General features: G+C 67.2%; 23 protein-coding genes. 12 read left to right on the forward strand and 11 right to left on the reverse strand.

Going from position 1 to position 24,035, the window contains the following annotated elements; translation table 11 throughout:
• Positions 1 to 2: 2 nt before the first annotated feature.
• The 5 genes from NS1_RS04405 to NS1_RS39845 all read right to left on the reverse strand — a co-directional run bounded on the left by NS1_RS04405 (position 3) and on the right by NS1_RS39845 (position 3,748).
• Complete coding sequence (locus tag NS1_RS04405; protein WP_056820622.1) at positions 3 to 881, reverse strand: SDR family oxidoreductase; 879 nt, start codon at positions 879 to 881, stop codon at positions 3 to 5.
• Between the two features lie 12 nt (positions 882 to 893).
• Positions 894 to 1,766 carry a MaoC/PaaZ C-terminal domain-containing protein gene (locus NS1_RS04410; RefSeq protein WP_062981868.1) on the reverse strand — a complete coding sequence of 291 codons (873 nt, stop codon included), beginning with the start codon at positions 1,764 to 1,766 and terminating at the stop codon, positions 894 to 896.
• The gene (locus tag NS1_RS04415; RefSeq protein WP_056820628.1) at positions 1,763 to 2,203 is read right to left on the reverse strand and encodes a type II toxin-antitoxin system Rv0910 family toxin; all 441 of its coding nucleotides are present in this window, start codon (positions 2,201 to 2,203) and stop codon (positions 1,763 to 1,765) included. The genes NS1_RS04410 and NS1_RS04415 overlap by 4 nt, the downstream gene beginning before the upstream one ends.
• A gap of 34 nt (positions 2,204 to 2,237) precedes the next feature.
• Positions 2,238 to 3,428, reverse strand: a complete 1,191-nt coding sequence (locus tag NS1_RS04420) for a lipid-transfer protein (protein ID WP_056820631.1) — start codon at positions 3,426 to 3,428, stop codon at positions 2,238 to 2,240.
• A 161-nt stretch (positions 3,429 to 3,589) separates the two neighbouring features.
• Complete coding sequence (locus NS1_RS39845; protein WP_156677555.1) at positions 3,590 to 3,748, reverse strand: hypothetical protein; 159 nt, start codon at positions 3,746 to 3,748, stop codon at positions 3,590 to 3,592.
• Positions 3,749 to 4,178: 430 nt separating this feature from the next.
• On the opposite strand from NS1_RS39845, the gene NS1_RS04425 reads away from it, so the two are divergent.
• The 3 genes from NS1_RS04425 to NS1_RS04435 are packed head-to-tail and all read left to right on the forward strand — an operon-like array spanning position 4,179 to position 7,083.
• Complete coding sequence (locus tag NS1_RS04425) at positions 4,179 to 5,429, forward strand: ATP-binding protein (RefSeq protein ID WP_056820633.1); 1,251 nt, start codon at positions 4,179 to 4,181, stop codon at positions 5,427 to 5,429.
• The gene (locus NS1_RS04430) at positions 5,429 to 5,857 is read left to right on the forward strand and encodes a roadblock/LC7 domain-containing protein (protein ID WP_056820635.1); all 429 of its coding nucleotides are present in this window, start codon (positions 5,429 to 5,431) and stop codon (positions 5,855 to 5,857) included. Before NS1_RS04425 ends, NS1_RS04430 begins: the two co-directional genes overlap by 1 nt.
• A 2-nt stretch (positions 5,858 to 5,859) precedes the next feature.
• The gene (locus NS1_RS04435) at positions 5,860 to 7,083 is read left to right on the forward strand and encodes a cytochrome P450 (RefSeq protein ID WP_131816562.1); all 1,224 of its coding nucleotides are present in this window, start codon (positions 5,860 to 5,862) and stop codon (positions 7,081 to 7,083) included.
• A gap of 49 nt (positions 7,084 to 7,132) precedes the next feature.
• Here the strand turns inward: NS1_RS04435 and NS1_RS04440 are convergent, their stop codons facing one another.
• Both NS1_RS04440 and NS1_RS04445 read right to left on the reverse strand, forming a co-directional pair.
• Entirely contained in the window at positions 7,133 to 8,335 is a 1,203-nt protein-coding gene (locus NS1_RS04440; RefSeq protein WP_062981871.1) for a cytochrome P450 family protein, read from the reverse strand.
• Between the two features lie 234 nt (positions 8,336 to 8,569).
• Positions 8,570 to 8,893, reverse strand: coding sequence for a hypothetical protein (locus tag NS1_RS04445; protein WP_062981873.1), 324 nt, complete (start codon positions 8,891 to 8,893; stop codon positions 8,570 to 8,572).
• Between the two features lie 170 nt (positions 8,894 to 9,063).
• Between NS1_RS04445 and NS1_RS04450 the strand changes: the two genes are divergently transcribed.
• A complete protein-coding gene (locus NS1_RS04450) occupies positions 9,064 to 9,861 on the forward strand; it encodes an SAM-dependent methyltransferase (protein ID WP_062981875.1) in 798 nt (265 codons plus the stop codon).
• 206 nt (positions 9,862 to 10,067) lie between these two features.
• On the forward strand, positions 10,068 to 11,135 hold the full coding sequence (locus NS1_RS04455; RefSeq protein ID WP_062981877.1) for a polyhydroxyalkanoate synthase family protein: 1,068 nt from the start codon (positions 10,068 to 10,070) through the stop codon (positions 11,133 to 11,135).
• Positions 11,136 to 11,211: 76 nt separating this feature from the next.
• On the opposite strand, the gene NS1_RS04460 is transcribed toward NS1_RS04455, so the two are convergent.
• Positions 11,212 to 11,838: a TetR/AcrR family transcriptional regulator gene (locus tag NS1_RS04460; RefSeq protein ID WP_062981879.1), complete on the reverse strand. Its 627-nt coding sequence runs from the start codon at positions 11,836 to 11,838 to the stop codon at positions 11,212 to 11,214.
• A gap of 107 nt (positions 11,839 to 11,945) precedes the next feature.
• Between NS1_RS04460 and NS1_RS04465 the strand changes: the two genes are divergently transcribed.
• Positions 11,946 to 13,868, forward strand: a complete 1,923-nt coding sequence (locus tag NS1_RS04465) for an acyl-CoA dehydrogenase family protein (RefSeq protein WP_062981881.1) — start codon at positions 11,946 to 11,948, stop codon at positions 13,866 to 13,868.
• A gap of 14 nt (positions 13,869 to 13,882) precedes the next feature.
• Here the strand turns inward: NS1_RS04465 and NS1_RS04470 are convergent, their stop codons facing one another.
• Positions 13,883 to 14,590: a TetR/AcrR family transcriptional regulator gene (locus NS1_RS04470; RefSeq protein ID WP_063816068.1), complete on the reverse strand. Its 708-nt coding sequence runs from the start codon at positions 14,588 to 14,590 to the stop codon at positions 13,883 to 13,885.
• A 211-nt stretch (positions 14,591 to 14,801) separates the two neighbouring features.
• On the opposite strand from NS1_RS04470, the gene NS1_RS04475 reads away from it, so the two are divergent.
• The 5 genes from NS1_RS04475 to NS1_RS04495 all read left to right on the forward strand — a co-directional run bounded on the left by NS1_RS04475 (position 14,802) and on the right by NS1_RS04495 (position 20,512).
• On the forward strand, positions 14,802 to 15,728 hold the full coding sequence (locus tag NS1_RS04475) for an alpha/beta fold hydrolase (protein WP_056820652.1): 927 nt from the start codon (positions 14,802 to 14,804) through the stop codon (positions 15,726 to 15,728).
• A 21-nt stretch (positions 15,729 to 15,749) separates the two neighbouring features.
• On the forward strand, positions 15,750 to 17,528 hold the full coding sequence (locus NS1_RS04480) for an N-acyl-D-amino-acid deacylase family protein (RefSeq protein ID WP_062981883.1): 1,779 nt from the start codon (positions 15,750 to 15,752) through the stop codon (positions 17,526 to 17,528).
• The gene (locus tag NS1_RS04485) at positions 17,525 to 18,424 is read left to right on the forward strand and encodes a metal-dependent hydrolase (protein WP_062981885.1); all 900 of its coding nucleotides are present in this window, start codon (positions 17,525 to 17,527) and stop codon (positions 18,422 to 18,424) included. Before NS1_RS04480 ends, NS1_RS04485 begins: the two co-directional genes overlap by 4 nt.
• Positions 18,421 to 19,527, forward strand: coding sequence for a PDR/VanB family oxidoreductase (locus NS1_RS04490; protein ID WP_062981888.1), 1,107 nt, complete (start codon positions 18,421 to 18,423; stop codon positions 19,525 to 19,527). The genes NS1_RS04485 and NS1_RS04490 overlap by 4 nt, the downstream gene beginning before the upstream one ends.
• A 112-nt stretch (positions 19,528 to 19,639) precedes the next feature.
• Positions 19,640 to 20,512 (forward strand): CE1 family esterase, encoded by an 873-nt coding sequence (locus NS1_RS04495; protein ID WP_062981891.1) that lies wholly within the window; start codon positions 19,640 to 19,642, stop codon positions 20,510 to 20,512.
• A gap of 36 nt (positions 20,513 to 20,548) precedes the next feature.
• Here the strand turns inward: NS1_RS04495 and NS1_RS04500 are convergent, their stop codons facing one another.
• Positions 20,549 to 22,609 carry an AMP-binding protein gene (locus tag NS1_RS04500; protein ID WP_062981893.1) on the reverse strand — a complete coding sequence of 687 codons (2,061 nt, stop codon included), beginning with the start codon at positions 22,607 to 22,609 and terminating at the stop codon, positions 20,549 to 20,551.
• Positions 22,610 to 22,969: 360 nt separating this feature from the next.
• Here NS1_RS04500 and NS1_RS04505 point away from each other — a divergent pair, with 360 nt between their 5' ends.
• Positions 22,970 to 23,653 carry a GTP pyrophosphokinase gene (locus NS1_RS04505; RefSeq protein WP_084503483.1) on the forward strand — a complete coding sequence of 228 codons (684 nt, stop codon included), beginning with the start codon at positions 22,970 to 22,972 and terminating at the stop codon, positions 23,651 to 23,653.
• Between the two features lie 22 nt (positions 23,654 to 23,675).
• Here NS1_RS04505 and NS1_RS39850 read toward each other — a convergent pair whose 3' ends face one another.
• Positions 23,676 to 23,942 (reverse strand): hypothetical protein, encoded by a 267-nt coding sequence (locus NS1_RS39850; protein ID WP_157125096.1) that lies wholly within the window; start codon positions 23,940 to 23,942, stop codon positions 23,676 to 23,678.
• Positions 23,943 to 24,035 lie beyond the last annotated feature (93 nt).

Raw genomic sequence — 24,035 nt, forward strand, 5'->3', positions numbered from 1 at the left:
GGCTAATTGGTCTCTTTCAGCTGGGCGGCCACCTCGTCGATGGTCCACGGTCCGTCGGTTTCCACGGTGCGCACGTCGTGCCAACCGGCCAGTTCGACGATCGCACCGCCCTGCACGGCGAACACCTTGCCGGTGAGCGCGCAGTCGGCCGCGGCGAGGTGGGCGACCAGCGGGGAGATATTGGCCGGGGCGAACGCGTCGAACTCGCCCTCGGGCACCTCGGCGGCGAACAGCGCGCCCATACCGGGGGTCGCGAGGGTCAGTCGGGTGCGGGCGATCGGGGCGATCGCGTTGACGCGCACGCCGTAGCGTTCGAGCTCGTCGGCGGCGACCAGTGTCAGCGCGGCGATGCCTGCCTTGGCCGCACCGTAGTTGCCCTGACCGGCATTGGGCATGAACGTGCCGGAGGCCGACGCGGTGTTGATCACCGAGGCCGAGACCGGGGTACCGGCCTTGGACTGCGCCTTCCAGTACGCGGCGGCGTGATGCAGGGTGGCTGCGTGGCCCTTGAGGTGCACCGCGATGACCGAGTCCCACTGCGACTCGTCCATGCCCGCGATGAACGCGTCGCGCAGGATGCCCGCGTTGTTCACCACGATGTCGAGGGTGCCGTACTCGCTGATCGCCTGGTCGACCAGCGCTTTCGCGCCGTCCCAGGTGGCGATGTTGTCGGTGTTGGCGACCGCGGTTCCGCCGGCGGCGACGATCTCGTCGACCACCTGCTGGGCCGGGCCCGCGTCGGTGCCGGTGCCGTCGTTGGCGCCGCCGAGGTCATTGACCACGACCTTCGCGCCTTCGCGAGCGAACAGCAGCGCGTGTTCGCGGCCGATGCCGCGACCGGCACCGGTGATGACCGCGACGCGACCGTCGAGTTTTCCCATGAGTCTTGTCTCCTAGTTGATTTCGACGCGGCCGTCGGTGATCGCGATCTGGCCCGCGGCTTCGGTCTCGAAGGCGTAGGCCCGCACGCCGGGATCATCGGATTCGGTGGGCCAGAAGGTGCTGGTGATGTCCTGGCCGGGCAGCACCGGCTTGGCGAAACGCACGGCGAGCCTGCGCAGGCGCGCGGTGTCGCCGTCGGCGAGTTCGGTCAGCGCGGCCCACGAGGTGAACGCCATGGTGCACAGACCGTGGTTGATGATGCCGGGAAGCCCTGCCATGCGGGCGATCTCGTCGTCGAGGTGGATCGGCATCGGGTCACCCGAAGCCGGGGAATAGCGGAAGGTCTGGTCGTCGTCGATGTGGGTGGTGAGCTTCGCGGACGGATCAGCGGCCCGGTCCTCGTCGGTGATCCGGTGTGCGGGCGCGAGTTCGCCTTCACCGGGGCCCGCGTCGACCTTGCGGAAGAACGCGGTCATCCACTGCTCGTTGACGAGTTCGCCTGCCGCGTCCCGGGTTTCGGCATAGATGACCACCGTCGAACCGTTGGGTCTGCCCACGTAGCCGATCGGCTTGGCCCGTACCACCAGCTCGTCACCGGCCCGGATCGGCCGATGGAAGAGGAAGTCCTGCTCGCCGTGAACCAGCTTCATCAGCAGCTCCACCGGCGCGACCGACAGCGCGGCCGGCGCCATCGAGGTGAAGACCGGCACCACCGCGAACACCGGCGGCGCGATCTCGCCCGACAGGTGCGCGGCGATCGGATCATTGGTCGCCGCGGCGTACTGCGCGATCCGCTCGGCGGTGACCGAGAATCGCTCCTCGTCGGTCCACTCCCCCAGGCCGGAGCCGTCGAAGACGACTCCGGCCGATTCCGAGGTGGTCATGCGGCCGAGCCGACGAGCGCGGTGAACTTCTCCATCGACTCCTTCAGATCGGCTTCGGCGTGCTTGGCCACGGCCTTGCCGATCGGGCCCACGATCATCGCGCCCTTGAAGCTCGCGTCGAACGCGGCCTCCGAGCCCGTCTCGGTGGCCTCCACCTTCAGCGCGAATTCGATGGTGACACCGGCCATTCCGGCGCCGGTGATGCGCAGGAACGAGTTCGGGACGACCTCGGCGACGGTCCACTCGATCTTGTTGGCCATGTTCATCACCGACACGACCTCGGTGAAACGCGAGCCCGCGGCGAGCTCGGCGGGCAGATCGCCGCGCCAGCCCTGGTGGATGGTCAGCCATTCCTCCCAGTTGGCGAGATCGCTCAGACGGGCCCACGCCAGCTCGGGGGCGACGGGAAGTGCGGTGGAAACGGATACAGATGCCATGGGGTTTCTCCTGGTGTGATTCGGTGGAAGAAGTTCAGCGGACGGCGGGGCGATAGGCGGTCACCACGACCGCGCCACCGAGACCGATGTTGTGTTGCAGGGCGATACGCGCGTCCGCGACCTGACGGGCGTCGGCGTCGCCGCGCAGCTGCCAGGTGAGTTCGCTGCACTGGGCCAGCCCGGTCGCCCCGAGGGGATGTCCCTTGGAGATCAGACCGCCCGACGGGTTGACGACCCACTGGCCGCCGTAGGTGGTGGCGTTGTCGTCGACGAGCCGACCGCCCTCACCCGGTGCGCACAGGCCGAGGGCCTCGTAGGTCAGCAGTTCGTTGGTGGAGAAGCAGTCGTGCAGTTCGATGACGTCGATGTCAGCGGGGCCGATCCCGGCCTGCTCGTAGACCTTGCGCGCCGCGGTGCGCGACATGTCGGCGCCGACGAGGTTGATCGCGCTGTTGGTGGAGAAGGTGGTCTGCAGGTCGGTGACCATGGCCTGCCCGACGATCTCGACCGCGCGGTCGGCCAGATTGTGCCGGTCGACGAAGTCCTCGTTGGCCAGGATCACGGCGCCGGAGCCGTCGGAGGTCGGCGAGCACTGCAGCTTGGTGAGCGGACCGTAGATCTGCTTGGCGTCCAGCACTTCTTCCAGGCTGTATTCCTTCTGGAACTGCGCGTACGGGTTGTTCACCGAGTGCTTGTGGTTCTTGACGCCGATCTTGGCGAACTGCTCGGCGGTGGTGCCGTAGAGCTCCATGTGCTCCTTGCCCGCGGCGCCGAACATGTACGGCGCGGGCGGCATGGCGAACTCCTGCAGTTCGGCCAGCGCCAGCAGGTGCTTCATCATCGGCTGCTCACGGTCGTCGTAGGTCGAACCGAGGGAGCCCTTCTGCATCTTCTCGAAGCCCAGTGCGAGCGTGCACTCGGCGAGGCCGCCGCGAATCGCCTGCGCCGCGAGGTAGAGCGCGGTCGAACCGGTGGAACAGTTGTTGTTGACGTTGATCACCGGAATGCCGGTCAGGCCCAGCTCGTAGACCGCGCGCTGGCCCGAGGTGGACTCGCCGTACACATAGCCGACGTAGGCCTGCTCGACCTGGGCGTAGTCGATACCGGCATCGGCGAGCGCCTTGGTCCCGGCCTCGCGGGCCATTTCCGGATAGTCCCACTCCAGCGAACCCGGCTTCTCGAACTTCGTCATGCCGACGCCGACGACGAACACCTTCTGTGTCATGTACGCACTCCCGTGTGCCGTGTGTCCCGGATACCTGAGACACGGTGTCCATGTAATTTATGTTGGACACGGCGTCCAGGTCAATACCCCGGGGAATACAGCTCGAACACGACAAGGGCCGCACCGGTGACGGTGCGGCCCTGGGGGTCATATCGGCTGAGTCAGCTCTGCTGGCCGAAACGACGTGGTTTCTTCGCGCCCATGATGTCGGTCCACCACGATTGCAGCGGGCTCGGTTCGGGCCAGTGGACGGTCGGGTCTTCTTCCTCGGGGTCGGCGGGTGTCATGTCGGGCGGGTCGTCGTCGAGATCGCTGGTCATGCAGGGCTCTTCCTCGGATCGATCGACGGCGCCGCTGCGGCAGACGAGGGTAAGGAATGAGAGCCGGTGACTCGGGGCCGAGTGCGGCGACGACGCGTTGGTCGCCGCTGGTCACGGCCGACCTGTATGTGTTCAACCGTACACGGCGAGGGTGAACCGCCGGTATCAATTCACGAGCCCTACACCACAATGCGAGTCACGTTCTGCGGCAACCCCTTTGGTGCACTCGGCAATTCGCACTGCTAACGTGTCCGGCATCGCCGAAACGCCGGGCAGCGAGCCCGGAATCGACCGAACTCACGCGCGGTGCCGAATTGTGCTGCGGCGCAGCTCTCGTGAGGGCAGGGCGTCGGCGAGAAGTCTCGTCGGAGAGACCGGCGAGGACCCGGCCACCACGGCTCTTCGGTCGGTACAAACGACAAAGGAACCGATGACTCCGACGCTCGCGGTCTTCTTGTTCTCCCTAGCAACACTGGTCCTGCTCGGCGCGGTCGCTGTCGCGCTACAGGCCCTGCGCAACGAACGTCAGATCCGCCGCCGCCTGGTGGTGGCCGAGCGCGATCTCCACGCCAAAGACGCGGCGATGAAACAGCTGTCGCTCGCCCACGCCGAGGAACTGCGTGCGCGAGAACACGAGACAGTACTGGCCGAGCGGGCCGCCGATGAACGCACCGCCGCGCAGGTCGAGGCGGCACAAGAACAGACGCGCGCCCAGGTCTCCGCCGACGCGCGGTCCGCCACCAGCAACGCGGTCCGCGCCTTCGGCACCACCGTGGTGAGTCTCGGCGCCGACGTCGGCCAGGTCGTGAGCAACGCGCTGCGGGAGAACCGCAACGACGAGGTCTACGCAACGCTGACCCGCATCGATCACACGGTCCAGCAGATGATCCGCCAGGCGCAGGCCTACGTCATCGTCTCCGGCGGGCTGCCCGGCAGGCGCTGGCCGCAGCAGACCGTCGGCGACGTGGTGGGCGGCGCCACCGGCCGCGTGCGCGACTATCTGCGCGTGCGCACGGGCAACTGCGATCTCGTGGTCATGAGCCGGGCGGTCGAACCGCTGGTGCACACGGTCGCGACCCTGCTCGACAACGCGCTGCGCTACTCGCCGCCGTCGTCGTTCGTCGACATCTCCTACCAGCAGGGCCACCATGGCGTCACCGTGATCATCGACGACGCGGGTGTGCGGATGAGCCGCGAACAGATGGAGGAGGCCCGCCAGGTGCTCTCGGGTGAGCGCGTCGTCGACATCAACGCGCTCGGCCCGTCCCCTCGGGTGGGGTTCCCCGGTGTCGCCGCGCTCGCGCGCCGCTACGGCTTCGCCGCCTATGTCGACGGGCCCAATATCTACGGCGGCACCAGGGCGATGGTGTTCGTTCCCGCCGCCCTGCTCGTCACGGCCACCGAGGCGCACCGCCCCAAGCATGCCGAGGCGCCCGAACCGGTAGCACCGCCACCACCCGTTTCCGAGATCAGCGCGTCGGCGCCCGAGCTGGACGTGGCCGAGCTCGACCGCACCACCGGCGGGCTGCCCAAACGCACGCGCCGCACCGTCGCCCCGGCCGACGAGCGCGTCGACACCGGCGAGGTACTGGCCCGCCCCGAGCTCGCGGCGGCCTGGCACAGCGGCTCCAGACACGGTCGCGCCGCGGCCGCACGCTCGACGAAAGGGCACGACAGCTGATGAGTACTCCGATCGCGAACAGCACCAACCGCCTCGCGTGGCTGCTGGACGACCTGGCTCTGGACGGCGTCCGCTTCGCGGTGTTGTTATCCGAGGACGGCCTACGCGTGGCGCACTCCGGCGCAATCTCCACCGATGACGCGGAGCGTTTCGCGGCCGCCGCGTGCGGGCTGCGTTCGCTGGGCAAGGTGCTCGGTGAGTTCTGTGGTGGACTCGCGAACACAGTGCGCCAGAACATGACCGAGTACGACGAGGGCATGGTCCTGATCACGGCCGCGGGCGCGGGTACCCTGCTCGGGGTCGCCACGACCGGCGATGTGGACCTCGCGCTCATCGCCCATCGCATGAACGAGCTGGCCGCCAGGGTCGGCCACGAACTCGGCGCGTCGCCGAGGCACCGATCCTCGACTCAGGAGTACTCGCTGTGACACTGGATGTTTCGCCGGACTCGCGCAGCGGCCAGGATCGGGTGCCGCTGTACTCGCCGGAATTCGCGGCCGACCCGCAGAGCACCTACCGCGATATGCGGCAGCGCTTCGGTTCGCTGGTGCCGGTCGAGTTGGTGCCCGGGGTCCCGGCCACCCTGGTGATCGGCTACCGCACCGCGGTGCAGATTCTCAACGATCCCGACCATTTTCCCGCCGACCCGAAGATGTGGCAGCGCGACATCCCCGCCGACTGCCCGGTGCTTCCGATGATGCGCTACCGCCCCAACGCGATTCGCACCGCGGGCGCGGAGCACACGCGCCACCGGCAGGTCACCGTCGCGGGTCTGGCGGGAGTCGACCTGTACCAGCTGCATCGCACCGTCGAGCAGATCGCGATGCCGGTGATCAACTCCTTCTGCGCCGACGGCAGCGCGGATCTGTTGAGCCAGTACGCCTTTCCCGTCATCTTCGCCACCATCAACGCGATGCTCGGCGTCCCGGCCGACATCGGCGGGCGGGTGGCGACCGGGATGGGGCAGATGTTCGAGGGCGGCGACACCGCGGCCGCGGGCACGCAGATGATGGAAGACGCGCTCTACGACCTGGTGCGGCTCAAGCAGAGCGAACCCGGCGACGATGTGACGACCCGATTGGTGCAGCATCCGCAGCGGCTCACCGACGAAGAGTTGATGAACCAGGTGCTCACGCTCTACGGCGCGGGGATCGAGCCGATGCTCAATCTCGTTCTCAATACGGTGCGGCTGATGCTCACCGATCAGCGTTTCGCGGGCAGCTTGCTCGGCGGCAGCCTGTCCACGCGCGATGCTCTCGACGAGGTGCTCTACACCGACCCGCCGATGGCCAATTTCTGCACCACGTATCCGCGTCAGCCGATCCTGGTCGACGATGTGTGGCTGCCCGCGCATCAGCCGGTCGTCATCAGCATGGCCGCGTGCAACAACGATCCCGCGATCGGGACCGGCGATTTCCTCGACAACCGCGCGCACCTGGCGTGGAGCACCGGCCCGCACGGCTGCCCGGCGAAGTCCCCGGCCTACCTGATCGCCCAGGAGGCCATCGACCAGCTCCTCGACGCGTTGCCGGAACTCGAGCTGGCCGTCCCGGCGGAGGAATTGGTCTGGCGGCCAGGGCCTTTCCACCGGGCGTTGGCCGGCCTGCCGGTGGTGTTCCCGAGCACCGCCCCCCTGGTGGTACCCGGCCTCTGATGATCGCCTTGCTCGGCCGACCGAACGGGTCGGCCGAGCAAGTTCGACGCTATCCGCCGTGGACGTAGGCGGGCAGGTGGCGGTGACCGTTGGAGATGAAGCTGGGCACCGTGCCGAGGTCGGCCACGGGAGCGGCCAGCCTGAGGTCGGTGAACCGTTCGAACAGGGCCGGCAGCGACACCAGCGCCTCCAAGCGGGCCAGCGGCGCACCGAGGCAGTGATGCGCCCCGTAGCCGAATGCCATGTGCGACTGCTTTTCTCGCGCGGGATCGAACTGGTCGGCGGTCTCGCCGTGCAGCTTCGGATCGCGCGCGGCACCGGCGTAGCTCGCCAGAATCGGGTCACCCTTGGCGATCTGCACACCGTCGATGTCGATATCCTCCACCGCGAAGCGCAACGGCAGGTGCGCGACCGGCGACTCGAATCGCAGCGTCTCCTCGACCAGATCGGGCCAGGTGATCGTGCCCGCGCGCACGCCCTCTAGCACGTCGGGCCGGGTGAGCAGCGCGGTGATGGCCTGGTCGAGCAGGTTCACGGTGGTCTCGTGACCCGCCGAGATCACCAGCAGCAGCGTGCCGACGAGCTCTTCCTCGGTGAGCTGGCCCTCGTCCTCGTCGCGCTGGACGATCAGCAGGCTGGTGATGTCGTCGCCGGGCTGCTCGCGCCGCAGCGCCACCAGTTCACCGAGGATCCGGTACATCTCCATGTAGTTGGCCTGTGACTGCTCCGGGGTGAGCGTGGTGTCGAAGATGCCGTCGACGCACGTGCGCAGGCCGGGGTTCAGCGACTCGGGCACGCCCATCAGTTCCGAGATCACCTGGATCGGCAGCGGGTAGGCGAACTGCTCGCGCAGGTCCACTGTCTGACCGGCCGGGGTCCGCGCCAACTCGTCGAGCAGTTCGTTGGTGATGCGCTCGACCTGTGCGCGCATAGCCTCGGTGCGCCGCGCGGTGAAGGCCGGCGCCACCAGCTTGCGCAGCCTGCGGTGCTCGGTGCCGTAGGCGGTGAACATGTTCGGCGCCGAAACCCACAGGTACAGCGGCCAATCCGGGGGGATCTCACCGGCGACGAAGGCGGGCCAGTGCTGGCTCGCGTCCTTGGACACCCGGGGATCGACGAGCAGCTTCTCCAGCAGCGCGGCATCGGTGATCGACCATGCCTGCACCCCGCCGGGCAACTCCACCCTGGTGGCGGGACCGTGTGCCCTGATCTCGACGAGCTCGCCCTGAATGTCTTGCCCAGTCGGATCCATTACGACCCGATTCGTCACCGTTTCCACTGCGAAACCTCTCGATCACCCGGTGCCCCGCGGACCCCGGTTCTCCGCGATCGCAACGAAACATCTTGCTGGACTAGACCTTACGGTCCGTTAGCGATGCTACCGGCCGAACGTGTCCGTCGCAGTGAACATGTGAAATGCCAGGCACGCGGTGAGATCGGAGCTATCGTCGCCATTGGAGGGGATACCCAGCGACCTGCGGCGGGGCTACTTGGGCACGAGCACCCCGGTCAGATCGGCTTCCCGGATGGGGGTGTCCGGGTTGGCCTGCGCCCCGCACATGAGATCGATGGCGGCGACGGACAGGTCGATCTGGCTCGCATCCGGCTTCGCGTCCTCACCACGCTCCTGTTCGAGGAACTTGGTCACCGTTGTCCGTCTGTCGTCCGAGCTCTGGGCGGTGTACTCGCTACAGGGGGTATCGCCGCCCTTGTTGATCGCCTTCTCCACCTGGTCACACCCGGTGCCGAGCAGGGTGATCGCGGCCGCGGTGAGCACGGTGGCCACAGCATTTCTGCGCAGTGTCGTCATGTGACGGCTTTACCCGATTTCCGCCGTTGAACGCAGGCGAGAGATCGACGGATTGGACCGACCGTTTCGGCATGAATCTTGTACTGTCGCAAACAGATCAGATGCTATGTCGCTGGTGGTTCTCCCCTGGGTGGGGCGCGCCACCGTCAAAGTTGCAGAGGAGCAAGGTTATGGCCGACGTGCAGACACCCGTGATCAGGACCGACATTCCCCACTCCGCGCGGATCTGGAACTACTGGATGGGCGGTAAGGACCACTACGAGATCGACAAGATCGCCGGCGACGCGGGACTGGCGGTCGACCCCGACATCTCGACCATGGCCGTGCAGTCCCGACAGTTCCTGATCAGGGCCGTCCGCTTTCTGGCGAAGGAACGCGGGATCAAGCAGTTCCTCGACATCGGCACGGGCCTGCCCACGATGCAGAACACCCACGAGGTCGCCCAGGGCGTCACCCCGGAGGCCAAGGTGGTCTACGTGGACAACGACCCACTGGTGCTCACCCACGCGCGCGCACTGCTCACCAGCACCACCGACGAAGGCGTCACCACCTACATCGACGCCGACTTCCACAATCCCGAACAGATCGTCGCCGACGCGCGCAACGTCCTGAACTTCAACGAGCCGATCGCCGTGATGTTCATGGGCGTACTCGGACACGCCCAAACCTACGACGACCTGCTGCGCATCGTGCACACCGTCATCGGCGCGGTGCCGTCGGGCAGCCACCTGATCTATTGGGACGGCACCGACGACAGCCAGGCCTACGTCACCCTGTGCGAGAACTACACCGGCACCGGCGGCACACCGTACATCCCGCGCACGCAGGCCCAGATCCGCGGCGTCTTCGACGGTCTGGAGGTAGTCGATCCGGGCGTCGTCTCGATCACCCAGTGGCGCCCGGAGACCACCGAGGTAGGCCAGGTCCTCCCGATCTCGGCCTACGGCGCGGTCGCCCGCAAACCCTGACCCACGCCGCGGACGGCAGCGGTCACCGCTGCCGTGCAAGCACAGCACTACGCCCCGTTCGTACTCGAACGGGGCGTCGACGTTGTTCGGGGTAATACGGAGCAGCGGTTCACCTGCGGATTCGGACGACTCCACGGCAGCAGATAAGGTGCTACAGGGAGTTACAGCTAGTTTTCTCCCGCCGTCTCGACGTTCCGGAGAATTACATGGGCACCCTGTCGGTTGCACTGCGCAACGTGGTCGCGCTCTTCAGTGACGGTGTCGAGCCGTACGCGCCGACGCCGTCGGACATCGTCTACGACCAGCCGCACCGCAGGCTGCTGCGCTACCGCCGCTCCACCCCCGCCACCGGCGATCCCGTATTGCTCGTGCCACCGCTGGCGGTGACGATTTCCTGCTACGACATGCGGCCCAGTCAGAGCCTGGTGCGATTCCTGCTCGAGCTGGGACGCGAGGTCTATGTACTCGACTACGGCGAGATCACCTACGCGGACCGCGATCTCGGCTTCGAGGAGTGGGTCGACGACATCGTGCCGACGGCGATCGAGGCGGTCAGCGCGGACAACGAGCACTCCCCCGTCGAGCTGATCGGCTGGTCGTTCGGCGGCACCATCAGCGTGCTCACCGCCGCCGGGTACGCCGACCTGCCGATCGGGTCGGTCACCGCGGTGGGAACCCCGTTCGATCAGCGCCGCAACGGTCAGATCTCGTTGGCCCGCAGGCTCGGACAGCTCACCGGCGGCCGCGAGGTCACCCTGCCCGTGCGCGTGGCCGGTGGCGTCCCGAAGTACGGGGTGCGGGCCGGTTTCCGGATCCAGTCGATCGACCGCGAGCTCACCAAGCCCTGGTACATCGCCCGCAAAATCGCCGACACCGAAGCGCTGGCCCGCATGCAATCAGTGGATCGGTTCATGGACACCATGCCCGGATACCCGGGCCGGTTCTATCGCCAGGCCTACCGGCAATTGATCATCCGCAACGAAATGTTCAAGGGCACCGTGCATCTGGGCCCGCATCGCGCGATCGATCTGACCGGACTCACCGCGCCGACGCAGCTGATCGGCGGCACCAAAGACGCGCTGGCCTCGTCGGCATCCGTCGCGGCGGGCACCGGGGTCCTCACCGGCGCGGCGGAGGTTCGCTTCACCGAGGTCCCGGGAAGCCATCTCGGCATCATCGCCGGGCCGGCCGCCCGCGACACCACCTGGGCGACGATCGCGGAATTCCTCGACAGCGCACGGCTGTCCGCCCGGACACCGTCGCCCACCCACTGACCGAACGACCGACGAACCGGGGTCGGCGAGCAGCCGCGCCCCCGTTCATCGGGACGGATCACCTACGGCGCGGACATCACGCGCTGCGCATGGCGCGGTAGACGGCCGAGCCGACGAAGGCACCGAGGTCATCGGGATTCCACTCGTCCTGGTTGGCGAACAGGGTTCGGACCGCGCTTTCGGCGGCCGAGACCCACAACTCCACCAGCGCGGGCAGTTTGCGCTCGGCGTCGTCGATTCCCCAGGCCTGCAAGGTCGGACGTAGCAACGCCGTGCAGCGCTCGACCGCCAGGCGTCGACCTCGTCCGAAGGAACCGGCGACCGCGGGGTCGGGGTTGCCGTAGATCAGTCGCCAGGCGTCGGGCCGCTCGGCCGCCTTGTTGAGCAGAGTGCGGAAACCCTCGACGAACACCGTCTCGTCGGCATCGGTCGCGCGCGGTGGCAGTACGTCGAGGACCCCGGAGATCAGATAGCTCTCCTCGCGCCGGATCAGCGCGTCGATCAGCTCGACCCGATCAGGGAAACACGCATAGATCACCGGGCGGGTGACCTTCATATAGTCGGCGACCGCGCCCATCGTGACCGCGGCGACGCCGTCGTCGGCGGCGATGGCCAGCGCCGCGTCGAGTACCTGTGGTCTGCGCCGCTCGGGGCCGAGGTGCGCGGCCCGCCCTCGCCGCTGCACTGCCGTCTCGCTAGCCATGCGCCCACAATAGCAACCCACCCGGTGTTCCTACAACGATGTACGAAAATGCTACAGTGGCGAATGAAGCGTCCGACCGTGCAGGACGCCCCGCAGGAGGAGCGACGATGCCCCAGGATTTCTTCAACCCGAACACCGCCGACTTCGCGCAGTTCGATCCGGACACGCGCAGGCTGTTGCGCGCGATGGTCGACTGGTTCGAGACTCGCGGCAAGACTCAACTGCTCGATGACGATCGGTCCCGCGTCTGGCCTGCGGAGTTCCTCGATTTCGCGAAGAAGGAGCGCCTGTTCGCCACCTTCCTCACCCCGGCGGCCGAAGCGGGCGGTGACCCGAACAAGCGCTGGGACACCGCGCGCAACGCCATGCTGAGCCAGATCTTCGGCTTCTACGGCATGACCTACTGGTACGTCTGGCAGGTCACCATCCTCGGCCTCGGCCCGATCTGGCAGAGCAGCAACAGCGCGGCCAAGAAGAAGGCGGCGGCCCAGCTCGAATCCGGCGAGATCTTCGCGTTCGGGCTGTCGGAGAAGGAACACGGCGCCGACGTGTACTCCACCGACATGATCGTCGACCCGCAGCCCGACGGTGGCTACACCGCGACCGGCGGCAAGTACTACATCGGCAACGGCAACCTGGCCTCGATGGTCTCGGTCTTCGGCCGTCGGTCGGACAAGCCGATCATCGACAGCGCCGCGGCGTTGCGGGGCAAGCCGACTCAGGAGGATTACGAGGGGTATCTCTTCTTTGTCGCCGACTCCCAGCACGACGCGTACAAGCTGCGCAAGAATGTCGTCAACAGCCAGATCTATGTCGCGGCTTTCGATCTCGAGAACTACCCCGTCGCCGAGGAGGACATCCTCCACCGCGGCGAGGACGCGTTCCACGCGGCGATGAACACGGTCAACGTGGGCAAGTTCAACCTCGGCTTCGGCGCGGTCGGCGCCTGTGAGCACTCCTTCTACGAGGCGATCGACCACGCCGAGAACCGGATTCTGTTCGGGCACAGGGTCACCGAGTTCCCGCAGGTTCGCGCGCTGATCACCGATTCCTACGCGCGCATCGCCGCGATGAAGCTCTACAGCGCACGCGCGGTGGACTACATGCGTTCGGCATCGCCGGACGATCGTCGCTACCTGCTGTTCAACGCCATCGAGAAGATGTCGGTGACCCGGCAGGGCCAGCGCGTCATCGAGGACCTCGCCGACGTGATCGCCGCGCGCGGGTTCGAGAACGACATGTACTTCCCGGTCGCGATGACGGCCATGTTCGGCCTCCCGCGACTCGAGGGCACCGTCCACGTCAACATGGCGCTGTCACTGAAGTTCATGGCCAACTACATGTTCCACCCCGCCGATGCCGGCCTGGCCGCGATGCAGTCGCTGCCGGGCGCCTCGGTGGCATCCAAGGGGGCCACCCGCGCGGTCGCCGGTGCGCTGACCTGGTCCAGTCGCAAGATCACCCCCCGCCTCGGCGCGGTCGTGAAGCCGCTGCGGGCCGAATTCGCCAGTGCCGCATACGCTCCGGTGCCGTCGCGCCACGACACCGCCGACGACGAGTTCTTGTTCCGGCAGGGCCCCAGCAGCGGCCTGGGTCGCATCCGCTTCGCCGACTGGCGCCCGGTCTTCGAGAGCTTCGGCGACATTCCGAACGTGGCGGTGTTCCTCGAACAGGTGCTGGCGCTGCAGGCACTGCTGGCGGTGGCCTCACCGACGGCCTCGCAGCAGCAGGACGTGGACTTCTTGTTCGCGTTCGGTGAGCTGTTCACCGCCGTGCCCTACGCGCAGCTGGTGCTGGAGCAAGCGGTCATCGACGGCACCGATCCGGCGGTGATCGATCAGATCTTCGACGGCTTCGTGCGCGCCTTCTCCGCCAACGCGCTCAACCTGCACAACAAGCCGACCGCTACCCCCACCCAGCAGCGCCGGGCCCTCGACCTGGTGCGGCGGCCGGTCTTCGACCAGGCTCGTTTCGAGCGTGTGCTCGCCAAGGCGCGTGCGCTGGCCGGAACGTACGAGATGAAGGCCTGACCCGGCAACCGGAGTCAGTCGAGCGGCGGCGCGGTTTCGGTGATGGTGGCCAGCGTCGCCGCCACCGACATATCGGGCTTGATGACGACGCCCTTCTCCCGGAGAAAGCCGTCGAACAACTGGACGACGGCATTGGTCGTCCGATCGACGAACAATGCCGTCGGTTCCGGCAGCGGGACAGGATCGGTGTCGAGCCAGAGGTCGGTGACGGCCATGACGAAACCGACGATGCCGCGCAGCAGATGATCGATACCGTCGGTATCGAGCGCGACCGAGGACAGCACACTGCGGCTGCGCTCGGCGAGATCGTGCGAGAGGCGACGACCGATGTCCAACGGCCGGGCAGACGGGTCGGCGCTCGACACGCTCTGGGTGAGCACGAGGAAACGGAACACATCGGGATGCTCGGCGATGACCCCGGCGTAGGCGGTGAGGAACCGATGGATCGTGGCACGTGGCGGCTGCATGATCAGCGAAAGATCCGGCGCGACGGCGGCGTAGACCTGCGCGACGAGCCAATCCGACACCGCGCCGTCGAGTTCGGATTTGTCGGCGAACATCCGGTACAGACGCGGTTTGGCCACGCCCATCTCCCGGGCCAGCGTTTCCATGCTCACCTGGGGTCCGTCGCGGTCGATGCACCGCACCGCACCCGCGATGACTTGTTCGCGGGTGAGCAACCGTACTGGCGACCGGCGCACCGGCCTCGACGATGTAGTCACTGTTCTCCCTGATCCGCCCTTCGCGTACGGCCAGGATAGCGGCGTGCGGCGACGGCTCCGCCGCCCTGTCGCGGGCAGTCTCGGCGGTCTTGTTGACAGCGGGCCGCGAGATCCTCAAGATATTCCCGATACCCCGCGTACCGCATATCGGTACCGCCGGTACTATCGATTGTGCACGGAGCAACGAAGCCCCGTGCGGAAGGAGTCTCGTATGACGCGCGAAACCGGCACCGACAATCCCGGGGCAGCGTCATCCAGATCGCATCTGGTGCGCAACGGCGACATATCGCTCGCTGTCTACGAATTCGGTCCCGAAGACGGCATTCCGGTGGTCCTGGTCCACGGGTGGCCCGATACCCATCACCTGTGGGACGGCGTCGTGCCGCTGCTGTCGGGCAAATATCGCGTGATCTCCTACGACACTCGCGGGTACGGCCGATCCAGCGCGCCGACCGAGGTATCGGCCTACGAGCTGAATCGTCTCGCGACCGACTTCTTCGCCGTGGTGGAGGCTGTCAGCCCCACCGAACCCGTGCACGTCGTGGCCCACGACTGGGGCTCGGTCCAGGTCTGGGAAGCGGTGTGTGAGCCGGGCGCGGACCAGTACGTGGCGTCGTTCACCTCGATCTCGGGCCCGAACCTCGACCACCTGGCCACCTGGATGCGCCGTGGCGTGCTGTCGGGTACGCCGCGCGGCATCTGGGGCACGCTCAGCCAGTGCCTGTCGTCGGCCTACACCACCTTCTTCATGCTGCCGATCCTGCCGGGCCTGTTCTTCCGGCTCGTGGGCACCGAGAAGAGCTGGAAGTTGTTCCTTCGCGTGATCGAGGGCACCCCCGCCGAGCAGATCTCGCTGGCTCCGACCCTGAAACAGGACATGATCTCGGGGCTGCGCTTCTACAAGGCCAACATCATCGCCCGCATGTTCGGGCCACGGGAACGACGCACCACCGTTCCGGTGCAGTTGCTCGTGAACACCCGTGACATCGCCGTGCGCCCCGCGGGCTACGACGACACCGCGAAGTGGGCCGATCAGGTCGTGCGACACGACCTGTCGCGCGGGCACTGGCTGCCCTACTCCGACCCCGCCGCGATCGCCGGATACGCCGACGCGTTCATCCAGGCTCAGCCCAAGTAACGACGAATGAGAGAAAAGCCAATGCTCGACTTCGACATCGTCATTACCGACGGTCGCTGGTTCGACGGCACCGGGGCCGCGTCCGCACAGCGCACTATCGGCATCCGCGACGGCATCGTCGAGGCCGTCTCGGTGGACCCGCTGCCGATCGGCGCCGACACCGAGGTGATCGACGCCGCGGGCAAGTGGGTGCTGCCCGGCTTCGTCGACGTCCACACCCACTACGACGCCGAAATGCTGATCAAGCCCGAATTATCGGAGTCGCTGCGCCACGGCGTCACCACGGTCGTCGTCGGCAACTGCTCGCTGTCGACGGTCCTGGCCTCCAACGCCGACTGCGCGGATCTGTTCAGCCGGGTCGAGGCCGTGCCCCGCGACGCGGTGCACGGCGCCCTCGACAAGCACCGCACCTGGTCGGATCCCGGCGAGTACGCCAAGGCGCTCGACGCGTTGCCGTTGGGCCCCAACGTCGCCGCGTTCCTCGGACACTCCGATCTGCGCACCCATGTGCTCGGGCTCGGCCGGGCGGTCACCCGCGACACCGAACCCACCGCCGCCGAGATCGAGCAGATGACCACCCTGCTCGACGCGGCGATCGACGCCGGCTTCCTCGGGCTGTCGTCGATGACTAACAAGCTCGACAAGATCGACGGCGACGAATACCGGTCGCGGTCGCTGCCGTCGACCTACACCCGCGGCAAAGAGGTGCGCGCGCTCAACAAGGTGTTGCGCAAGCGGGACCGGGTGCTGCAGAGCGCCCCGACGGTCAGCCTGAGCCCCAACATCGCCAAGTTCTTCCTCGCCAGCGCCGGCATCGGCCGACCCCGGCTGCGCACCTCGCTGTTGTCGGCGGCCGACTCCAAGGCCTACCCGCCGCTGGTGTGGTTCATGCTCTACGCCGCGCCGCTGCTGAATCGCTTCGCCCGCACCAACTTCCGGTGGCAGCATCTGCCCGTGCCGTTCACCGTCTACGCCGACGGTATCGACCTGGTGGTGTTCGAGGAGTTCGGCGCCGGCGCCGCGGCCCTGCACCTCAAAGACCAGGTCGAACGCAACGAGCTGCTCCAGAGCGAGCCGTACCGTCGCTGGTTCCGCAAGCAGTACGACAACAAGTTCACCCCCCGCATCTGGCACCGCAACTTCTTCGACGCCGAGATCATCGCCTGCCCCGACGAGTCGGTGGTCGGCAAGTCGATCGGCCAGGTCGGCAAGGACCGTGGCCTGCACCCGGTCGACGCCTACCTCGACATGGTTGTCGAATACGGCCCGGCGCTGCGGTGGCGCACGACGATCGCCAACGATCGCCCCGACTACCTGAACAAGCTCGCCGCGAGCCCGGGCGTGCAGATGGGATTCGGCGACGCGGGCGCGCACCTGCGCAACATGTCATTCTACAACTTCGGGCTGCGTCTGCTCGAAAGAGTGCTGCGCGCCCAGGAATCCGGCACGCCGTTCCTGAGTCTGGAACGTGCCGTTCACCGCCTCACCGGCGAGCTCGCCGACTGGTACCAGATCGACGCCGGTCACCTGCGCGAAGGCGGTCGAGCCGACCTGGTCGTCATCGACCCGGCCGGACTCGACGAGGAGGTACACCGGCTCCACGAAGCGCCGCTCCCCGAATTCGGCCTGGACCGGATGGTCAACCGCAACGACCGCGCCGTCGTCGCGACCGTCGTCAACGGCCGCCGAGTCTTCGGCGAGGGCGAAGTAGCGCCCGGAATCGGCGCGGACTGGGGAACCGGGCGGTTCCTGCGCGCAGGACATGCCGACTCCGCTCCCCAGGCACAGGAGACCCGATGAAACTCCCGAACCGGCGTGCGGCCAAGACCCCGCGCACACCTGATGTCGCCCTGCAGGCACGCAATGTGAAGTTCGACTGGACCTCGGCACCACTGCACTGGATGCCGTCCGAGCCGATCGCCTCGCACGTGGTGAACTCGCTGAACCTGCTGCTGCCCGAGGGCGAGCGGATGTTCTGCGCCACCTACCGCGACGCCCTCCCCTACGTGCGGGATGCGAAGGTGCGCGAGGCAATGCTCGGGTTCATCGGCCAGGAGTCGATGCACGCCGAAACCCACGCCAAGGTGCTCGATCAGGTTTTCGCCGCCCACCACATCGACACCGCGCCCTACACCCGCCAGATGGAGTACGTCTTCCGCAACTCGCTCGGCGCGCGCGAGGGCAGCCCACAAGCGGCCCAGACCCGCCTGGTCGAACGGTTGACGTTCATCGCCAGCCTCGAGCACTTCTTCGCGTGGCTCGGTGACTGGATCCTCAACGCCGACTTGGAATCCCACGGCGCCGAACCACGCGTACTCGACCTGTTCCGCTGGCACGGCGCCGAGGAAGTCGAGCATCGCAGCGTCGCCCACGATGTCGCGATCTACTTCGGGGCCGGATACATCCGGCGGGCGGGAATCATGCTGCTCGTCATCCCGATCCTGCTCAGCTTGCTCGTGCGCGGCACGAAGTACCTGGTCAATCAGGATCCGGAGCTGCCGAATATCGGCTACCCGCGGCTGATCTGGAAGATTCTGGGAGCGATGCGCCGGGGCGCGCTGCCGGGCATTCCGGCCCTGCTGATCAGTGCCGGGTCCACGTTCAATCCCCGCTACGACCCGGCGAATGTGGGCTCCACCGAACAGGCGATCGCCTATCTGGCCAAGTCGCCGGCAGCCAGGGCGGCCGCCCAGTGACCGTCTACCCCGCACCCACGGTGATCCCGCCGGACCTGTACGGCAAACACGAGCACGACCCGACGACCAGAGTGCTCGACACGGTCGCCAACCTGCGCGTGCGCTGGTCTACCTTGATCAACCGCCGCCCCCTGCTCACCAGGGCCGACGACGCCCGCTTTCCGGTGGTCGTCACCGACCGGGTGCTGGTGGCCGAGGACCAGGCCGTCATCAACCTGGGGCTGCGCGCACCCGATGGCGCTCAGCTGCCCCGGTGGGCGCCGGGCGCGCACATCGACATCGAGCTGCCGTCCGGGCGCCTACGGCAGTACTCGCTGTGTGGCGACCCGGCCGAAACCGGGGAGTACCGCATCGCGGTGCGCCGCATTCCGCACGGTGGCGGCGGGTCGATCGAGATCCACGACGAGCTGACGGTCGGTACCGCGGTGGTGATCCGCGGGCCGCGCAACGCGTTCCCGTTCGCGCCCCCTGGGCGTGGCTCGTCGGCGAAACGCCTGCATTTCGTCGCGGGCGGCATCGGCATCACCCCGATCCTGGCGATGGCGCGGGCCGCCGACCGGCTCGGCATCGCCTGGACCCTGGTCTATTGCGGGCGAAGCCGCGACACCCTGCCCTTCCTCGACGAGCTCGCCGAACTCCGCGGACACGTGGTGGTGCGCACCGATGACGAGCACGGAACACCCAGTGCTACAGATCTTCTCGACGGCGTCGACCACGACACGGCGATCTACTGCTGTGGACCCACCCCGATGACGGCCGTCCTGGTCGCCGCTGTGCGCACGATGCCCGGCATCGAATTCCATTCCGAAAGATTCTCTCCCGCACCGGTTGTCGACGGCACCGCGTTCGAGGTGGAGTTGACGAGCACGGGTGAGGTCATCGCCGTCGGCGCGGACCAGACCATGCTCGACGCACTACTGGCGGTGCGCCCCGACCAGCCCTACTCGTGTCGCCAGGGCTTCTGTCGCACCTGCGTCGTCCGCGTCACCGACGGCACCCCCGACCACCGCGACGGCGCGCTGACCCCCGAGGAACGCGCCGCCGGGGTGACGCTGGCGTGCGTCTCCCGCTGCGCGGGAAAGCGCTTGGTTCTCGACCTCTGAGCCCGAGCGCGGGTCTTTTCCGTCTCATCCCCCACGGGTCAATCGACATCGAAGAACACCACTGTCCGCGTAGTGTGCGACGTGCAATACCGTTCGCACACAAGGAGTTTCCGTGGCGTCCTCTCTGATCAAACGTCTGGCCGCACTGTTCGGCGCGTCCTGCGCAGCCCTACTACTCGCGGTACCGGCGGCCGCGCCCGGCCATGCCGACCGGGCAGTTCTCGAAAGTCCGGCCGACGAATGCCCGACACCGCCGAACTACCCCGGCAACATCGGGTTCGAAGGTCGGCACTACCGCGTTCACGTCCCGTCAGGCGTGCCGGCGGGGGCACCGCTCGTGGTCGCCATCCACGGTGGTTACGACTCGCCCGAAAGCGTCGAGGCGGCGTGGGGGTGGAACGCCCTCGCCGATCAGCACAAGTTCATCGTCGTCTACCCCCGGGGTACCAAGAAGGAGTGCAAGACGGACGGCTCCCCTGGTTGGGGCTGGAACGCCGATGCGGCCGACGTCACGCATATCAAGAACGTCGTCAACGCGGTCGCCACGCAATACGGGGTGAACCGCGATCGGGTCCATCTCACAGGCCATTCCAACGGTGGTCAGATGGCCTCGCGCGCGGCCTGCACCGCACCGGAGGTGTTCGCCTCGGGCGCCGTGTACGCACCCGCGCCCCCGCCGACCGGCTGCAATCCCGCCCGCGCGGTCTCGTGGGGCGTGTTCGCCTCGGCGAGCGATCCCATCGTCCTCGAGCCCATCGCCTACGGCCACGTCATGTACTGGAGCTGGGAAAACCGTCCGTGCCAGAACGAGCAGCCCGGCGGCGGCACCGACATCAAGGATTCAAGGCACTGGGACTGCGAGTCCGGCACCGAGGTGCTGTGGCGGGTCTACAACGGCGGCAGCCATACCTGGCCGACGGGCGCGCGGCGCACCGAGATGATGAACCGGATGTGGCAGTTGTTCCAGGACAACCCGCGCCCGTAACGCCCCCGGTGCAAGGGCTGGTCGCCGCGCCCCGGCTCAGCCGACCAGCCCTTCCGGGTCCACCAGCAACCGCTTGAGCACCTTGCCGGTCTCGCCGCGCGGCAGCGCGTTGAGAAAGGTGACATCGCGCGGGACGGAGAAGCGGCTGAGGCGGTTTCGGACGTAGGTGCGCACCATGTCCGAGTCGAGCCCCGAGCCCTCGTTCTTGACCAGGAACGCGGCCAGTCGCTGGCCGAATTCACGGTCCGGCACGCCGACCACCGCGACATCGGTGACCTGCGGCAGATACGCCAACGCTTCCTCGACCGGTCGCGGAAAAACGTTCTCGCCGCCGGAGATGATCATCTCGTCGTCGCGTCCCGCCACGAACAATCTGCCTTCGGCGTCGAGGTAACCGAGATCGCCGGTATCCATCATGCCGTCGGATTCCTCGGGCGGTGCGTCGCTGACATAGCCGTCGAAGAGCATGTGGTTGCCGACGAAGATCCGCCCGACCACGCCGATCGGCACTGCTTTGTGCTCGGCATCGAGGATCGCGATCTTGGTACCCAGTGGCGGGCGTCCTGCGGTAGTGGGCGCGGCGCGCAGGTCGTCGGGCCCGGCCACGCTGGCCCAGGAGACCTCCGTGGAACCGTAGAGGTTGTAGAGGACATCGCCGTAGTCGTCGAGGAACCGGTCGACGGTGACCGCGGTCAGTGGTGCGCCGCAGCTGATCACATGCCGCAGGCTGCTCAGGTCGTACCGCTCGCGCACCTCGGCGGGCAGGTCGACCAGTCGCTGCACCATGGTGGGCACCGCGATGAGCGTGTTCACTCCGTGTTCGGTGATCCGGCGCAGGCAGTCCTCGGCGTCGAAGCCCTGCGTCAGCACCACCGTGGCCCGCACCGCGGTGCTCAATTGCAGCGCCGACAACCCCCAGGTGTGAAACAGCGGCGCCGGGATCATCATGGTGCTGCCCGCGTGGATCGGGATCAGCGACAGCAGCGCGACCAGGGTGTCGAAGCCCTTCGGGTGCGGACGCCGGGCTCCCTTCGGGGTGCCGCTGGTGCCCGAGGTGAGCACGATCTGGCGTCCCGGCACCGTCGGGACGGGAAACTTCGAGTCGCGGGTCGCGATGAGGTCTTCGATCGTGATCCGCGTCGGGTCGGCGGGGGCGTCGTCGGTGAAGAAGCGCGGCAGATCGGTGTGCAGGTATTGCACGAGGTAAGCCAGATCGGTGTCGACGAACAACGCCGAAAGCCGGTGCCGCTGCACGATTTCCTCGATCCGCCGCCCCGAGAGTCCCGAGTTCAGCAGTGCGACGTCGACACCGAGCTTGCCCGCCGCGACCATGGATTCGACCATGCCGCAATGGTTTCCGGCCAGCAGGCCCACCGCGTCACCCGCACGCAGCCCCACCTCGTACATCGCGCCCGCCAACGCGGTGGTCCGCTTGTCGGTTTCGGCGAAGCTGGCGGTGCTGGTGTCGTCGATCAGCGCGATCTGGTCCGGGCTGTGCGCGGCGCCCGCGGCGTATCCGCCCGCCAGATTGAATCCCCACCGGTACAGCGACCGCAACTGTCTGGCCGAGGTCAGCGGCGGCGACACCTGACCCGAGTTCACCCACCAGCGCACGAGTTCGGATTTGCGCCGGATCGGCGCCCGGTTGCCATTGGCCACCACCGAGGTGCGGGCTCCACCCACGACATCGGCCGCGCGACGCAGACCGTCCTTGACCCATCCGACGATCACCGAGTTCGTGACACCGGCCAGCGTGGGGTGCAGCCGCGGCGCGGCGAAGACGGTGACGCTCACCCTCGTGCGCTGCTCGTCCCCGGTGAGCCGGATCATGGCGAAACTGCCGGATTCGGGATTGTGCAGTTCGAAACTCTCGTACCAGCGCCCGATGGTCAGCACCAGCCCGGTGCGCCGCACGCCGACCGCCCTGTCCCCGATCCTGACCTCCCAGACGGTGCTCCCGTCGGGGTTCGACACCCGATCACAACCCCCGATCCCGGCCCACAGCCGCGGGTAACTCTGCGGCTCGAGTAATACATCCCACAGCGCCCGGCGCGAGACGGAGAACTCCACGGACACATCGACGACATCACTCGGCATTGCTGCGCGCCTTCCTCGGCCCGGCCACACTGCCGGGTAGTGCCTGCTCGCCTCGGCCCCCGTGCCGCGACGGTGCCCGTCGTGAGGCACTGCACCAGAAGTCATCATCGGCCTGCCCGCGCGTGGGCGAACGAAATATCTACGGATTCTGGTGACCGAACGAACACAACCCCCGGTAACTGTGAGCGATGCCAATATCTCCCGGCAGCCGCCGGACGAGGCATTCACCGTGCGAACGGCACAATGGAGTCGATGAAACCTTGGCAGCGCGATCCCGGCACCGATGACAGCACCCTTGGCAACGGCTAAGGCGTCGGTATCGATGACCTGCGGGCCCTGCGGGAGCAGTTCGTCGACTTCATGCTCGGCTACAAGTTCGCGATCGACGAGGTGACGACCAAGATCAACATCTTACGTGAGGACTTCAACAACACCCACGAGTACAACCCTATCGAGCACGTGGGATCGCGACTCAAGTCGCCCGAGAGTGTTCTCGAGAAGGTCCGTCGCAAGAATTACGCGATGAATCTGGCCGCGATCAGGGACAACGTGCTCGATATCGCCGGGGTCAGGGTGGTGTGCAGCTTCATCTCCGATATCGGCACGATCAGGGACATGCTGGCCGGTCAGGAAGACATCACGGTGATCGAGGAGCGCGACTACATCACCCACCGCAAGCCGAACGGCTACCAGAGCATGCACCTGATCGTGTCGATCCCGGTGTTCCGCTCCGACCGCACCGAGCGGATTCCGGTCGAGATCCAGATCCGCACGATCGCGATGGACTTCTGGGCCAGCCTCGAGCACAAGATCTACTACAAGTACCGCGGCGAGGTCCCCCCGAACCTGCGTACCGACCTCGCCCAGGCCGCCGAGGTCGCCACCCAGCTCGACGAGAAGATGGAAGCCCTCCACCGTCAGGTCGACCGCAGCGCGCACCCGAAGCCGAAGCCGAGCACGGACTCACTGGACCTCAGCGTGCTGTACAACAGCCTCACCGGCGGCCATCCCGTCTACCTCCGCCCCACCGATCCGCCGGCCTGACATACACCGTGGTCGTCGCGTGTCATTGTGCGAGGGAACCGGCGCCGATCGCCAGATAGGCCGTCATCGTCTTGGCCGCGTCGTCGCACAGCCGGGCCTCGGCCGCCGCACACGCGCTCCTGTTCGCCGCCCAGACGGTGGCGATCGCACACACCACCGCGGCCGTCGCGATCACCGACAGGCCATAGATCACGGCTCGCCGAAAAGCCGGGTCCTCGGTCCCCTGATTCGCGCCGTCGTCAGGCAACGCTGGTACCTCCCATGACTCGGTCGGCGATCCTGTCTCCATCTGAGCACAGGATCGCCACCGTGCCCACCCGCCCGATCCTGTTTAGGTCCCGGCATCTGCGGTACCGCCACACTGACATCGCCTGCTGGGCGC

Origin of the sequence: Nocardia salmonicida NBRC 13393, from assembly GCF_001613085.1 — a bacterium.
GTDB lineage: Bacteria > Actinomycetota > Actinomycetes > Mycobacteriales > Mycobacteriaceae > Nocardia > Nocardia salmonicida.

Excerpts from the sequence above, each read along its gene's own strand:
- NS1_RS04505 (WP_084503483.1), top strand. The coding sequence starts at position 22,970 with ATGCTCGGCTACAAGTTCGCGATCGACGAGGTGACGACCAAGATCAAC.
- NS1_RS04430 (WP_056820635.1), top strand. The coding sequence starts at position 5,429 with ATGAGTACTCCGATCGCGAACAGCACCAACCGCCTCGCGTGGCTGCTG.
- NS1_RS39845 (WP_156677555.1), bottom strand. The coding sequence starts at position 3,748 with ATGACCAGCGATCTCGACGACGACCCGCCCGACATGACACCCGCCGAC.
- NS1_RS04485 (WP_062981885.1), top strand. The coding sequence starts at position 17,525 with ATGAAACTCCCGAACCGGCGTGCGGCCAAGACCCCGCGCACACCTGAT.
- NS1_RS04440 (WP_062981871.1), bottom strand. The coding sequence starts at position 8,335 with ATGGATCCGACTGGGCAAGACATTCAGGGCGAGCTCGTCGAGATCAGG.
- NS1_RS04500 (WP_062981893.1), bottom strand. The coding sequence starts at position 22,609 with ATGCCGAGTGATGTCGTCGATGTGTCCGTGGAGTTCTCCGTCTCGCGC.
- NS1_RS04420 (WP_056820631.1), bottom strand. The coding sequence starts at position 3,428 with ATGACACAGAAGGTGTTCGTCGTCGGCGTCGGCATGACGAAGTTCGAG.
- NS1_RS04460 (WP_062981879.1), bottom strand. The coding sequence starts at position 11,838 with ATGGCTAGCGAGACGGCAGTGCAGCGGCGAGGGCGGGCCGCGCACCTC.
- NS1_RS04405 (WP_056820622.1), bottom strand. The coding sequence starts at position 881 with ATGGGAAAACTCGACGGTCGCGTCGCGGTCATCACCGGTGCCGGTCGC.
- NS1_RS04445 (WP_062981873.1), bottom strand. The coding sequence starts at position 8,893 with ATGACGACACTGCGCAGAAATGCTGTGGCCACCGTGCTCACCGCGGCC.
- NS1_RS04475 (WP_056820652.1), top strand. The coding sequence starts at position 14,802 with ATGACGCGCGAAACCGGCACCGACAATCCCGGGGCAGCGTCATCCAGA.
- NS1_RS04465 (WP_062981881.1), top strand. The coding sequence starts at position 11,946 with ATGCCCCAGGATTTCTTCAACCCGAACACCGCCGACTTCGCGCAGTTC.
- NS1_RS04455 (WP_062981877.1), top strand. The coding sequence starts at position 10,068 with ATGGGCACCCTGTCGGTTGCACTGCGCAACGTGGTCGCGCTCTTCAGT.
- NS1_RS04480 (WP_062981883.1), top strand. The coding sequence starts at position 15,750 with ATGCTCGACTTCGACATCGTCATTACCGACGGTCGCTGGTTCGACGGC.
- NS1_RS39850 (WP_157125096.1), bottom strand. The coding sequence starts at position 23,942 with ATGGAGACAGGATCGCCGACCGAGTCATGGGAGGTACCAGCGTTGCCT.
- NS1_RS04415 (WP_056820628.1), bottom strand. The coding sequence starts at position 2,203 with ATGGCATCTGTATCCGTTTCCACCGCACTTCCCGTCGCCCCCGAGCTG.
- NS1_RS04450 (WP_062981875.1), top strand. The coding sequence starts at position 9,064 with ATGGCCGACGTGCAGACACCCGTGATCAGGACCGACATTCCCCACTCC.
- NS1_RS04425 (WP_056820633.1), top strand. The coding sequence starts at position 4,179 with ATGACTCCGACGCTCGCGGTCTTCTTGTTCTCCCTAGCAACACTGGTC.
- NS1_RS04410 (WP_062981868.1), bottom strand. The coding sequence starts at position 1,766 with ATGACCACCTCGGAATCGGCCGGAGTCGTCTTCGACGGCTCCGGCCTG.